This window comes from Psychrobacter glaciei (assembly GCF_014652895.1).
Lineage (GTDB): Bacteria > Pseudomonadota > Gammaproteobacteria > Pseudomonadales > Moraxellaceae > Psychrobacter > Psychrobacter glaciei.
Genome location: NZ_BMZR01000001.1, coordinates 493,269 through 508,449 on the forward strand (window position 1 = coordinate 493,269; position 15,181 = coordinate 508,449).

5 protein-coding genes are annotated in these 15,181 nt (G+C 42.8%); all 5 read left to right on the plus strand.

What is annotated here, in order from left to right:
- Nucleotides 1-321: 321 nt before the first annotated feature.
- The 5 genes from IE130_RS02160 to IE130_RS02180 all read left to right on the plus strand — a co-directional run bounded on the left by IE130_RS02160 (nt 322) and on the right by IE130_RS02180 (nt 15,098).
- Nucleotides 322-1,836, plus strand: a complete 1,515-nt coding sequence (locus tag IE130_RS02160) for an outer membrane protein transport protein (RefSeq protein ID WP_189581034.1) — start codon at nt 322-324, stop codon at nt 1,834-1,836.
- Between the two features lie 487 nt (nt 1,837-2,323).
- Complete coding sequence (locus IE130_RS02165) at nt 2,324-3,718, plus strand: outer membrane protein transport protein (protein ID WP_189581037.1); 1,395 nt, start codon at nt 2,324-2,326, stop codon at nt 3,716-3,718.
- A 295-nt stretch (nt 3,719-4,013) separates the two neighbouring features.
- Entirely contained in the window at nt 4,014-6,980 is a 2,967-nt protein-coding gene (locus IE130_RS02170) for a transferrin-binding protein-like solute binding protein (RefSeq protein ID WP_189581040.1), read from the plus strand.
- Between the two features lie 768 nt (nt 6,981-7,748).
- Entirely contained in the window at nt 7,749-13,418 is a 5,670-nt protein-coding gene (locus tag IE130_RS02175; protein WP_189581055.1) for a transferrin-binding protein-like solute binding protein, read from the plus strand.
- Between the two features lie 126 nt (nt 13,419-13,544).
- The gene (locus IE130_RS02180; RefSeq protein WP_189581058.1) at nt 13,545-15,098 is read left to right on the plus strand and encodes a surface lipoprotein assembly modifier; all 1,554 of its coding nucleotides are present in this window, start codon (nt 13,545-13,547) and stop codon (nt 15,096-15,098) included.
- Nucleotides 15,099-15,181 lie beyond the last annotated feature (83 nt).

Genomic DNA, 15,181 nt, shown 5'->3' on the forward strand with positions numbered 1-15,181 from the left:
GGATAGTCAAATATGTACACTCTATTATCAGGGTATGCTTCTTGATGACTGAGCATGAAGAAAAAGACGATTTTAGTCTAGTAAAAAGTAAATTCAAAAGATAATTTTACTAAAAGAAACAAGTGTTTAGTATGTCAGTTACATGTAATCTGTACTGTTCAGTCATATTTAGGAAATAAAGTGCTTTAAGTGTTGTTTTAGTGTCAAAAAGCCATTATTATCGAAATCAGGACACTGTTTTTATAATTTGAATTTGCGTGCACCATGGCCAATTTTAGATTTGTAGGACAGTTAAACAACTAGGATGTTTGGAGATACATAATGCGCGCTACCTTTCACTTAAAAACCCTTGCGGTAGCTATTGCTACTATTTCTGTAGCCAGCATGACGAATGCTGCTGGTCTAGATCGTTCAGGTCAGGACGTCACTGCTTTCTTTCAAGATGGCACTTATGCCGAAGCGGTTTATACCTATATCGATGCTGATGTCAGTGGTAGAGATAATGCCTATGTCGGAGATGATAACTCAGCTTACGTTAAAGGTAACGAAACTGGTGATATTTCTGAAGATTATGACTTCTTCCGCTATGGCGTAAAATCAGATATCAATGATACGTTTAGTGTAGGTGTCCTATATGACGAGCCTTTTGGTGCCGCTGCTGAATATACTGGCGATAGTAATTTTACTGGTTCACCAGTTACTGCAATTAATGATCTAATCGCAACAAGATTGGACCCAGCAGTACCAGGTGTTAGTCTTACCAATGCTCAAGAATTAAGTGATTTTGTTGACCAATCTCAACAAGGTTTAGCGGCTGCGAGAGCTCAGGTAGCACAAGCAGAAGCAGCTATTCAGAACAATCCAGCGCTTGAAGCAGTTTTACGTCCACAAATTGTACAAGGTCAGGCGGATATTGCAGCTGGCGAAGCAGGGTTGGCTCCAGTAATAGGCTTTGATAATTATGCTAATGCTCAGCTCTCCAACACCCAAACCACTAAAGTTGAGGTTCGCAGTCACAACTTAACGGCTATTCTTGGCGCAAAATTTGGCGCTAATAAAAACTTCCAAGTTTATGGTGGTCCGGTTGCTCAACGTATCGAAGCACAAGTAAGACTACGTGGCAGTGCTTACGATCTTGCTACCGGTTACACTTCAAATAGTAATCCTGATATGGATTATGGTTATATAGCAGGTATGTCGTATAGTAAACCTGAGATTGCACTAAAAGCAGCGCTAACGTATCGCTCTGAGATTGATCATGATATAAAGATCTCTGAAACCTATCCATTAGCTGGGCTTTTAGCGGGTAATCCAGCGGCTGCCGTTCAGAGTAGTAATTACGAGATTACAACCCCTGAATCAATCAACTTTGACTTCCAAACTGGTATTAATCCAACTACATTAGCCACCGCAAAAGTACGTTGGGTGCCTTGGAGTGACTTCGTAATTACGCCACCGTTATATAACGAAGTTAGTAAGAATAATCCATTATATGCGGATGATGGTTTAAACTTGGTCGAGTATGAAGACGATCAGTGGCAAGTCGAGCTGGGTTTGGCTAAGCGTGTAGCACCAGCACTTGCCATTAGTGGTACGGTTGGTTGGGATAGCGGTGCTGGTGATCCGACTACTTCATTAGGTCCTGTCGATGGCTATTATAGTGTTGGTCTTGGCGCCAAGTATAACGTCACCAAAAACTGGGCAGTATCAGCTGGTGGCAAATACTTATGGTTTGGTGATGCTCAAGGTGCTCTACCAACTGACAAAATCGTTGCCGATTTCCAAGACAATGATGGCTATATCGCTGGCGTGAAGCTTTCTTATCAAGCGCAGTAATCAGTGAACACTTGTTACTTTTTTTAAAGTGCTAGATTTAACAAAAAAAAGCAGCCCATTGTGGCTGCTTTTTTTTGTTGGGAAAAAATTAAATAAAATAGTCTTAATTATCAATACTGTACGAAAGTAGTAAAGAATAACCATATTCCTTTTCTATCGTTTTTCATCAAATCGATTATTAGATGCTTTTAAATACCGCAAATATATAAAAATTTTAATTAACATAAATCTATTTTTGGAAAAAGTCGAAAAGGGTATTGCTATAGCAGCAAACTTTAATTATGATACTGAAATCAGTTACGTTGTATTACATAGTAGTGATGTCTGATAACAATGAAAGGTAATATTGCGTAAGCGGTAGTTACGTCTGCTAGTTAAATAATTAAGTCGTTTGGCAAAGGATTGCACAGCACAGGTTTCAATTACTGATATAAGTCATACCGTAATTAAGCTTTTTGCCAGTTATTTTATTCATGGAGGATATCAAGTGTCTCAAAAATTCCCTATCTCTAAACTCACTCTCGCTCTACTTACACTGTCAGCTGCATCGTTGACGCAAGCAGCTGGTCTTGATCGTTCAGGTCAAGACATCAAAGGTTTTTTTAACCCTGGTACTTATGCCGAGATTGAGTATGCTTACATCAACACGGATGTTTCAGTTAATGATAATGCTGGGGCAATCGCAAACGGTGCTCGTCTTGGTATTACCTCTAACGAAGATGAGTACGAAAAGGGTGTAAATACGGGTAATGCTACCGACGATCCTTATACTTTTGCTCGCTATGGTGTAAAAACGGATATTAATGACAGTATTAGTATTGGTGTGTTCTATGATGAGCCTTTTGGAGCAGAAGTAGAGTATACAGGAGATAATGCTTTTGTATCTCAACCAGGAAAACAGACAATCGTAGATTCTTCAACAGGAACTGCATTTCCTAATGAATTCATTAATCCAGCTGTTCTAGATTCTGATTATGATAAAAACACCAACGTTAGCGTTCATACTGAATCATGGACAGGTTTGGTAGGTTTTAAATCTAACGGCTTCCAAGTATATGGTGGTCCAGTGATACAAAAAGTAAAAGCAGAAGTGCATTTACGTGGCCAAGCATATGGTCCATTGACAGGTTATGATGCCAACGTCAATAAAGACACTGACTATGGTTGGGCGGCTGGTCTTTCCTATAGTAAACCAGAGATTGCCTTAAATGCAGCGTTAACATATCGCTCGGAAATTGATCATAAAACCGCGGTAGGTGAAAGAGTACCTCTATTAGATAATGATCTTATAAAAAGTGTATTTATCGGTAAATATAATGAACTTAATCCTAACGATATAATCACGCCTGAATTGGCGGCAGCTATTGGTGCTGATGCGACTACCGAAGCAACTGTGACCACACCAGAGTCAGTTAACTTAAACATTCAGACGGGCTTAAGTGAAAAATATCAGCTGCTAGGCACATTAGATGTACGCTGGGTGCCTTGGAGTGACTTTAGTATTGTGCCTCCTCTTTATAATGCCTACTCTAAAGGAGCCGTTGCTGGTGGCTTACCACTATTGTCTTATGACAAAGACCAATGGAAAGTCGACGTTGGTTTGGCTAAACGCTTCAACGAAAAATTAGCGGGTTCTGTTGTGGTTGGTTATGACTCTGGTGCAGGTGATCCTGTCAGTTCATTGGGTACTATTGATGGTTTCTATAGTATCGGTGGTGGGGTTAAATATAATGTCACTCCTGAATGGGCCGTATCTGTCGGTGGAAAATACTTGAAGTTTGGTGATGCGACTGGACAGTTACCGAACGGCAGTATCGTTAGTAAATCTGAAGACAACGATGGTTACATCGCTGGTGTAAAACTGTCTTATCAGAGTCAGTAACTTCATTCTTAAACTTAGTTCTTATTTTGATTGAAATTTTATAAAGCTTATCGAGTTGTAATGGGTGAGCTTTATAATAAGCTGCAATGTTTTAAATAAAATTATAGATATTAATAAAGAAGACTACTAAGTCGGTTGTTACTATCGAAGTTGAAAGTCATCTCTCTTCAAAAGTAATAGACCATTAAGTTTTGACTGGTCAAGCTACTTTTTAGTATCTGCAAAATTATTCAGCTATTATATAAATAGTTGAATATAAAGGGAATATCTCATTATAATCCATGGAGGAATACGAATGTTACCTAACCATCATTCAATCTCAGCTAATTCTACAGCAAAGAAATTCAATACCCCATTAAAAGCAAGTGTCGTACTTTTGACATCAATGATATTGGCCTCGTGTGCTAGCGATAATAATAATTCGTACAAACTAGGTGATATCTTTAATGATAGTCCAGTAATCACACCGACACCGACACCGACACCGACACCGACGCCAACGCCAACGCCAACACCAACACCAACGCCAACACCAACGCCAGGTTATAGCTCTGAAGCAGAAGCAAACTTATCAGGTGTCCAGCACTTATCTGTGAACACAGGTCAGCTTGCAGGTGTGAGAGAAGTGACCACACGTGATTTCGCTATTCGTAGCACCTCAGATGTTGATGCCCGTGCTGACGAAGCTTTGACAGGAATCGTACCAGCACCAGCAGCAGTGACCTTATCAAGTGATAGCGATGCTGATACTGAAAACGGTTTTAAATCTTATAATGGCACTGGTAACGTACTGGCTGCCGGTGACCTGACTTATACCTCAATCTATAAAGACTTTGGTGACAATGATGAGTTGCGTGTCGCTCACATCGATGGTGGTGTTAGTGCACTAGGTAGTACAATTCCAGTAGATGGTGTGATAGCCGTTGGTAAAAAGACAGCGACTCTACCGACCGAAGGTAAGTTTGAATACACCGGTGATGCAACCAACCGCAAAGTAGGTCCTGGTAATGCTATTGAATATGGTACTTCTGCCTTTACCGCGGACTTTGTTGCGAAGAACGTTGCCGGTACGCTGACATTTGCGCAAGCTGGTAATATTGAACTAGGGGCAAGCATAGACGGTAATGAGTTCACTGGCGAAAAAGGTGGCTACAATACTGAAGGTGCTTTCTACGGTGATGACGCCAACTATATCGGTGGTATCTACCAAGGTAATGACTCTCAAGGTACCTTTGGTGCTGAGAAAAATGAAGCCGTAACACCAACGCCTACACCAACGCCTACACCAACGCCTACACCAACGCCTACACCAACGCCTACACCAACGCCTACACCAACGCCTACACCAACGCCTACACCAACGCCTACACCAACACCAACACCGACACCAACACCAACACCAACACCGACACCAACACCGACACCAACGCCAACGCCAACGCCAACGCCAACGCCAACGCCAACGCCTGCAGATTATACTTCTGCAGCAGAAGCAGATTTGACAGGTGCACAGCATTTATACGTAAATACAGGAGCACTTGCTGGTGTTCGAGAAGTAAGCACTCGTGACTTTGATATTCGTAGTACTGCTGATGCTGATGCTCGTGCTGATCAAGCTTTGACAGGAATCGTACCAGCACCAGCAGCAGTGACCTTATCAAGTGATAGCGATGCTGATACTGAAAACGGTTTTAAATCTTATGAAGGTACTGGTCAAGTATTAGCAGCAGACGACTTAACTTACACCTCAACCTATAAAGATTTTGGTGATGATGATGAGCTTCGCATTGCCCATGTCAATGGTGCAGTTAGTGCTTTAGGTAATCAGATTCCAGTAGATGGTGTTCTAGTTGTTGGTAATAAAACAGCGACATTGCCTACTGAAGGTAAGTTTGAATACACCGGTGATGCAACCAACCGTAAAGTAGGTCCTGGTAATGCTATTGAATATGGCACCTCAGCATTCACAGCGGATTTTGTTGCGAAGAATGTGGCAGGCAAACTGGACTTTGCTGAAGCTGGTAATATTAACTTAGCAGCGAATATTACTGGTAATCAGTTCTCAGGTACTGCAGCTGACGACAATGGCTACAATACTGAAGGTGCTTTCTACGGTAAAGATGCTAACTTCATCGGTGGTATCTATGAAGGTAATGACTCTCAAGGTACTTTTGGTGCTGAGAAAAATGAAGCCGTAACGCCAACACCAACGCCAACACCAACACCAACGCCAACGCCAACGCCAACGCCAACGCCAACGCCAACGCCAACGTCACCTACTAATCCAGATGTAGCCGCTAACGTTGATGCAACCGGCATCATGAGCAACACCTTGAGTAGTGCAGAAGGTTTAGGTACTCAGAACGCTATCGGTTTCCGTCAATTTGTTAATGACAATGAAACCTATACAACTACGACAGGTAGTGGAGAGGATGAGACACCTACTATTATCGAAGACAGTAATGTTGACAACCTGACGTACAACACTATCGAAGCCCGTCTTGATATCGTTAAGCCTAATAAGTTTAATACTACTGTACAGGACTTAACGCTTCAGACGGTTAGGGCTGATGACGTTAATGTCGCTAACACAGATGGCTTTAAGAAATCAGCTATAGCAAACGAAGTGCTTTTCAAAGATGTAAAAACAGGCATCTCTTTCTCTCCGACTGCTGATCTAACCCTACCTTATCAATCTGTGTACAAGAACTTTGACTCACAGATGCAAATTGGACACGTATATGGCGACCTAGATAAGCGTTCGGGTATCGCACCGGGAGTTAAATCACGTTATGCCAACGTTTATGTAGTGGGTAACAGTACTGCTCAAGCCGATATGGATTACCTAAAAGCGCTAGGTCAGTATAACATTGCGAATAATATCAATGAAGGTACAGTACAGTATGCTGGTGTTGCGACTTATGCAGATAACTTGCATTTATCCAGTGGCGGTGCTATCAATCCAGTTCTGAATGGTACTTCCAACTTTGATGTCAATTTCGTTAATGATTCTTTAACAGGTACATTAAACTTTGCTGATATTGATAAAAATATTGGTATCAATGCAGATATTACAGGCAATACCTTTGCTGGTACAAATGCTGCTAACAACGTTCAAACCTCAGGTGGTTTTTATGGCAAGGATGCTAATTTCTTGGGCGGCATCTACCAAGAAGCGCAACCTGGCGATGTAGCAGGTACAGGTACTGCACAAGGAACTGGAACAACTTTTCAAGGTACCTTCGGTGCTGAAAAGCAATAAATCAGTCTGACAGTTTGTAAAAAAAAGCGCCTTAGGGCGCTTTTTTTTGTAGATGATAAACTGAGAAAGCAATCATTATTTCAGTTTACAGATGTTCTTTTAGTTGATTAATGTTTATTTTATTAAAGGGAGTGTTTTACAACAAAAAGATATTTTTTATTTAAAGAAAAACTATTGTTTATTTTTATCTATTAATATGTTGGTATATATCGAGTATATAATCAGTATTTTAGTCCGTCAGTCATAACTTATTATTATCTCCCAATCATTTGAAAGTGACGACTCTCACACACTCACTATGTCACCTGAGTATTAAAAAATATTAATAAGGCATTTCTGTCACAGTTGATCAGATTTATTCAGAATTTTTTGATAAAAATACGTCAATAATCAGAGATTATTATATTTTCATAGCCTTTATAGACATAAACCAAGAGTATTCTACTTATTTTAGCTTTATAAAAGAAATATAGTTCAACTATTGCCTCTATCTAATCACTTTTATAGATTGCTCATAAATGGTGGTTATCAATTTGAATTTTTGGTATGCAATATTAGTAAAGCAATAGTCATGTACATACATTCAACCTTCTTCATGATTTCTATATATTCTATTTAATAAATATTAATTAGTAACTAAAAGTTACAGTGGACATTATTTCATTTTTATTTATTGACTTTTTGTATGTAATTTGTTTATCTATACGCGTTAGTAGATAAAAGTTATGTTTAACGGAATATTCATAAAACTTTCATGGAGGAATTCGAATGCCACTTGACCGTCATTCAATCTTGGCTGTATCAACAGCAAAAAAATTAAATACCCCGCTCAAAGCTAGTGTTGTTCTTTTGACTGCTATGATCCTAGCCTCATGTTCAACGAGTGGAGGAGATAACTCTATTGCTCCAAAACCAACCCCTGTTTTACCAGGGGTGGAAGATGGAGAAACTGGTGGCGGTGAAACTGGTGATGATACAGCAGCTATCAAAGCAGCAGAGGCTAGAGCCAAAGATGCAGAAGCTAAAGCGGTAATTGCAGAGAGTCAGACAAAAATTGCACAAACTAAATTGGCAGAAGCTACCAAAGCACTAGACACGGCGAAAAAAGATGCACAAGAAAAAATTGATGCTTTAGAAAATGCATCAAAATCAGAAATAAATGCTGCTAAAAAAGCGGCACAAACTGCTCAAGATGCACTTAAAACCGCTGAAGAGACATTTAAAGTAGAATCATCTAAAGCTGTTGCCACTGCTAAAGCAGAAGCGGCAGAAGCTAAAATCGCAGCAGAAGCAGCAAGAGCAGAAGCTGTAGCTAAAATTGAAGCAGCCGCAAAAGCCTCTAAATCACAAGTTGACTTGGCTAAAAAAGCTGCCGCAGAAGCAGTAGAAAAAGTAAAAGTCGCAGAAGACAAAGCTAAAGAAGCAGAGGTTAGAGCGAAGACGGCGATAGAGGCTGCAGAAGCAAGAGTAAAAGCGGCTGAAGCTATCGCAAAAACAGAATCGGAGAAAGCCAAACAAGAAGCCAATGCCAAAGTGACCGCGGAAGCAAAGGCAAAAGCAGCAGAAGAAGCTAAAACAGAAGCAGAAAAAGCAACTGTAGCTGCAGAAACCGCTCGTGCTAAAGCCGAAGCTGCTAAATTAGAAGCAGAAAAAGCTTTAGAAGAAGTTCTAGCAAATGGTGGTGGTTCGGAGGCTTTACAGAAAGAAGCCGAGCGCAAAGCAAAATTAGCAGAGCAAGCCCAAGCTCAAGCCCAAGAGGCCCAAGCTGTTGCTCAAGCTGCTCAACAAGCTGCCGCCGCTCAAGTCGCTGCTGCTCAGCAAGCCCAACAAGCTGCCGAAGCAGCCTTGGCAGCAGCCGCCATCAAGAATGCGCCCGAAGCCACTAAATCAGGTGTTCAGTCATTGAACATCGACCCATCAGCTGCTGGCTTACCTAATGCCTTTACCGCTACTAGTCGTGACTTTAATACTACCGCAAACAGTGTTGAAGCACGAGCAGACACTGCCTCAGGTGGTCTATTACCAATCGTCAATATCACCACCTCTGGTACGAATGACACCAACTTACAAAACGGATTTAAATCTCACGACGACAGCACTGATATTACAACCGCCCTTGGTGTACTGCCATTAACTTATACCTCAACCTATAAAGACTTTGGCGATGACATGCGCATCGGTCACATTGATGGTGCAGCAGCTCTTGGTGCAAATAAGCTACCAGTGAATGGCGTTGCAGTAGTCGGTAATGCCACCCAAGCTGCCAACATGCCGACCGAAGGTAAAGTTGGCTACACAGGAGATGCCACGTATCGCAAGCTGGGCATCGGTAATGACATCGAGTTTGGTAAATCAGTATTTACCGCAGACTTTGTCGCTCAAAACGTTAAAGGCGATCTCACCTTCGATAAAGCCGGTAAGATTGGTTTAACAGCGGGCATCAATGGTAATCAGTTCTCAGGTACTGCAGATACCAACGCAGGCTACAGTACCGAAGGTGGGTTCTTCGGTGGTGACGCGCAGTATCTAGGCGGTGTCTACGAAGGTAAAGGCGCTCAAGGTACTTATGGTGCAAAGAGTGACAAACAAACCGCAGCAGAAAAAGCAGCTGACAAGGCGCAAGCTGATGTTAAAACAGCTCAAGCGGCAACCGCTGCCGCTCAGGCGCAAGCTGCTGCTGCCCAAGCTGCTGCCGAAAAAGCCAAAGCTGATGCTGCCAAGGCGCAAGAAGCCTTGGTGGCTGCTGAAGAAGCTTTAGCAAATGCTGGTAATGGTGAAAATCAGCTAGCAGCCGCTCTAGAACGTGCCGCCGCCGCTGAAGCCGCAGAAGAAGCTGCATTAGAAGCCGCTGAGACTGCAAAAAATGCCAGAGCCGCTGCCGAGATTGCAAAAATAGCTGCAGAAACAGCTGCCAAAGCTGCGAAAGATGCAGCAGATAAAGCTGTTGGTGAGGCCAAAGTTGAAGCGGATAAAAAAGTAGCCGCAGCCAACCAACAAGTAGCCGATGCTAAAGTACGAGCGGATAAAGCTGAGATTGATGCTAACACTGCTAAAGCTGCAGAAGCTAAAGCTAAAACAGAAGCAGCGGAAGCTAAAGCCAAAGCCGACATAGCAGTGAAAGCAGCCAATGCCAAAACAGACCTTGCTAATCAACAGGCTGCAGATGCTCAAGCTCAAGCCCAAACTGAAAAACAAAAAGCCGCTGCTGCCCAAGCAGAGGCTGATAAAGCTAAAGGTGAGTTGGTAACAGCACAAGCCGACTTAGCCGCAGCCGAAAAAGCACTGGCAGATGCATTAGCTTCAGGTGGTGGTAACACCGAAGCCCTGCAAGCAGAAGTAGACCGTCGCCAAGCCGCCCTTGACGCGGCGAATGCTAAAATCATTGCTACCGAGCAAGCTCAAGCACAAGCCGCCGCTGCTGCTGCCGCTCAAGTCGCTGCTGCCCAATCTGCCCAACAAGCGGCTGAAGATGCCTTAGCAGCAGCTAAGATCAAGAATGCTCCTGAAGCGGAGAAGTCTGGTGCTCAATCTATCAACGTTGGTACATCAGTTGCCGGTCTTCCCGATTTTGTAGTAACGACACGTGATTTTGAGATTGGTGAAAATAATGTCATAGCTCGCGCTGACGTAGCTTCTGGAGATCTACTGCCCAAAGTTGACGTTAATATTTCAGGTGAAGGAGATACCGAGCTTGCCAACGGTTTCAAGAGCCATGATGACAATACTTCTATCACAACAGCTTTAGGTGAGTTGCCATTAGAATACACCTCAGTCTATAAAGACTATGGTAATGACATGCGCGTCGGTCATATTGATGGTGCAGCAAACCTACAAGGCACTGACATTCCTGTAAATGGCGTAGCTGTCGTTGGTAATCCCACCCAAGCGGCTAATATGCCGACGGAAGGTAAAGTTGGCTACACAGGAGATGCCACGTATCGTCAACTAGGCATCGGTAATGACATCGAGTTTGGTAAATCAGTATTTACTGCTGACTTTGTCGCTCAAAACGTTAAAGGCGATCTCACCTTCGATAAAGCCGGTAAGATTGGTTTAACAGCGGGCATCAATGGTAATCAGTTCTCAGGTACTGCAGATACCAACGCAGGCTACAGTACCGAAGGTGGATTCTTTGGCGGTGATGCTCAGTATCTAGGCGGTGTCTACGAAGGTAAAGGCGCTCAAGGTACTTATGGTGCAAAGAGTGACAAACAAACCGCAGCAGAAAAAGCAGCTGAAAAGGCGCAAGCTGATGCTGATAAGGCGCAAGCTGCTATCGCTAATGCCAATGCCCAAGCTGCCAATGCCCAAGCTGCTGCAGACAAAGCCAAAGCTGATGCTACCAAGGCGCAAGAAGCCTTGGCGGCCGCTGAAGAAGCTTTAGCAAATGCTGGTACAGGAGATGGTGGTCTTGCTGCTGCATTGGCTCGTGCTGAAGCCGCCGAAGCTGCAGAAGGCGCTGCATTAGAAGCTGCTTCTAAAGCCGACGCTGCCCGAATTGCTGCGCAAACGGCTCAAATGGCTGCGGAACAGGCTCAAATTTCGGCTGAAAAAGTGGCTGAAAAAGCAGTAGGGGATGCCCAAGCACAAAAAGAGGCTAAAGAAAAAGCACTGCAGGCTCAAGCAGTAGCAGAGAGCGCCAAAGCTGTGGCAGAAGCGGCTAAGATTGAAGCAGAGAATGCTAAAACTGAAGCTTTAAATGCTAAAGTGAGCGCTGAAGCAGCAAGAGATGAAGCCATAGCGAGAGCAGAGGCTGCAGAAGCTGAAGCGTTAGAAGCCGCTAATAAATTTACGGCTCCAGATTCAAGAGTATCGGGTTTCCAAAGTACTTCCGTAGGCTCTGATGACGGAATTTTTGACAACAACTCCAATAGCTATAACCAATTGAAGGTTTATGCTAACGAAGTTGATGGCAGAGCTTCCCTAAAACCAATTGATGTGAAGTTAAGAGGCGCAAATGATGGCGCTGCTGACAACACTTATGGTACAGGCAATAACGGTTTTAAAGAGCACAAAGGCAGCACGTCATTTGAAGGTCGTTTAGGGGGGACTATTCACAATCGAGATATGAATTACTCTTCAGTGTATAAAAACTTCGATAACCAAATGCAGATTGGACATTTAGAAGGTGACATCAAAAATGGCATATTGTATAAGAGCCATTTGTCTAATACTTATGTCCAAGGTAATGCCACTAACCTTGGTGATATGGACAAATTAGCCAACGTAAATGAAGGTAAGGCCAATTATGAAGGGGTGGCTACCTATGCAGAAGGTGGAAAAATCGCAGTCGATGGTACTTCTAAGTTCGATGTTGACTTTGTCGCCAAATCAGTGAAAGGCGAGCTGGAATTTGCTGACAAGCAGGTTGATATCAATGCGACTATCTCTAATAATATCTTTGCTAGTGAGCAAGGTGCTGCTGTCAATACTGTCGGTGGTTTCTACGGTAAAGGTGCTAGCCTACTAGGCGGTGTCTACGAAAGAGAGACTAAAGATAACTATATCAAAGGTACTTATGGTGCTTCTAAAGTAGATCCAACAGTTGAAGTAGTGCCTGACCCAACAGAATCTAAAATGACTGGATTCCAATCTACGGCGCTGAGTAGTAAAGAGAAAACGCTACCACTGGGTCAAGGTCAGCTTGATAATGCTATCGGCTATGTTGAAATTCGCGACGATAAATCGGCTTGGACTGAACTAAAAATAGAAAATGGTTCTGAGGTGCCAGTAGATAATCGTAAAGGTGATAACTTTACTAGCTTCAGTAAAGGCAAAGTGCTTGCTGACATGGTCAAGCCAGATACTGTGTTAGAGCCTATCACTGTCAATTTAACGGCTGCAAGTGGTGAGCAGAAAGTTGAAGCAGGTAGAGGTAGTTTGAATCCGACTTACCAATATAACGCTGTCTACAAGAACTTTGATTCACAGATGCAAGTCGGTCATGTTTATGGCAATTTAAACTCAATTGCAGGAGATGTCTCACGCGCTGCTAATGTCTATGTAGAAGGTTATTTAACTTCTCAAGCAGGTATGGAAAGTCTTAAGAATGTTAACGCAGGTAAGGCGCAATACCAAGGTATGGCAACTTATATTGAAAACATTCATTTGGCTGACAATGCATCTACTGCCCCAGTCAATGGGACTTCTGCTTTCAATATCGACTTCGTTAATGGCTCAGTTGATGGTACGCTCTCATTTACTGGTACGGGCTATAAGTACATGCCAGCTGGCAACGAAATAAAAATCGATGCTGATATTACAGGAAACACCTTTGCTGGCAATAAAAATGGCATTGACACCGCTGGCGGTTTCTACGGTAAAGAAGCTCAGTTCTTAGGGGGTATTTATCAAGATGCTTCAGTACCAGGTGGTAGCGGTGATGTTGCTGGAACAGGTACCAAATTCCAAGGAACCTTTGGTGCTGAAAAGCAATAAATCGCTGTGACTATATAGAGTAAAGAAAAAGCGTCCTGGGGCGCTTTTTCTCTCGCTTAAACCATCAAAATCCCTTAGGATAATTAAGTTTGGAAATTTACAGATCGTAATTTGGTAAGGATACCTATGAACAATCGATATATACGTAAACCTTTAACAGCTTCAATTCTGCTATCTATAATGGCTTTTCCTCTATCGGTTATGGCAGCAGAGCCCGTCTTAGAAGAGATAGAACCAGAGCTTGACCAAGCTGCCGAACTCCTCAAGCGTGAGAACCAAACTGCTGTATCAGACCCTACAGCACCTTCTACCGTCGTCTCAGATACAGAGGCTCAACGTGCTATCAGAAGTCGTCAGCAACTTGCTGCCGCCACCGCTTACAATTTAGAAGCCTTAAAAGCCAATCCAGCAGCATTTAGCAAGTATTTAAACGATGCGTTGGCTGCACAGGATATGGTAACCGTCAAAGAATTATTGCCGCATTATAAAGCACTAGAAACCAATGACCCGATGCTTATTAATTTTGCTGATGCACTCGTATATCGTAGTGAAGCTAAAAACAAGCAAGCCATCGCCATCTATCGTAATATGCTAGCGGCAGACCCAGACTTCCACCCAGTACGCCTGAATATGGCGTTGGCTCTGCAAGCAGACAAACAGTATGCCGCCGCGAAAGACCAATTCTTAAAGCTACAATCAGTCGACTTACCGGCACCTGTTATAGCTAGGGTTCAAGGCTCATTGGCTCAGATAAACAGTCTCGAAAACTGGCGTTTTGATGCCTCTGCCAGCTACGTCAAGGATGATAACATCAATGATGCGCCATCAAAGACTATCCAATCTCAATTAGGCAACTCAGTTGAGCAAAAGTCAGCCAATGGTATTCAAGTATCAGCCAGTGCAAACAAACGCTTTAATTTACCCGATAACTTTTATGCCACGGTGGGTGGTAATGCCTCACTAAAAGGCTATTGGGATGAGACTGACTATAACGACTATTTATTCACGGCTTCTGCTGGTGTCGGTTATGATGATGCCAAAAATGATCTCTCTCTCACGCCATTTGTGACGAAACGATACTATGATGAAGAGCCATATAGTCTACGTAAAGGCGTCACTGTTAGTGGTTCTCGCTGGGTAAAACCTAAGCTGAAGCTATCAGCGACTGGCATTTTATCTAAAGAAACGTTTGAAGATGACGACAATAAAAATCGCGAGACTGACGGACAGTTTTTGGGTCTAAATGCATTCTATATTAAAGACGCCAAAGAATACTTTTATGGTGGTCTTGGTAATTATCAAAACGACGTACCCAAATCTAGCATTATCAGCTATGACCGCAACTCTGTAAACGTTGGTTGGGGTCGTGAGTGGAAGCGAGGTATTTCTACCCTAACGACAGCGGGCTACGCTGTAAAAGAGTACGATGACCCGTCTGACTCTTACCCAGCAGGTAGTGGTGCTTTAAATGGTTACTACAATGCTGTCGGTGGTAAAGTTGGCTCGACAAGAGAAGACAAGACCACCTCATTAGGCTTACAAGTCTGGAAGCGTGACTTAACTTTTTATGGTCTGACACCGCGACTGGTATTTGATTATGATCAGACTTCCAGTAACTTTGATTATTATGATGATCGCGATGAGAAGTCGGCAACCATATTGTTAACCAAGACCTTTTAGTACCTTATAGCTAGGGCGTGTATTTAGCTAGGGCATGTACTTATTTCCATTGCTATTCTTAAAATGAGAACACACCCTAATAT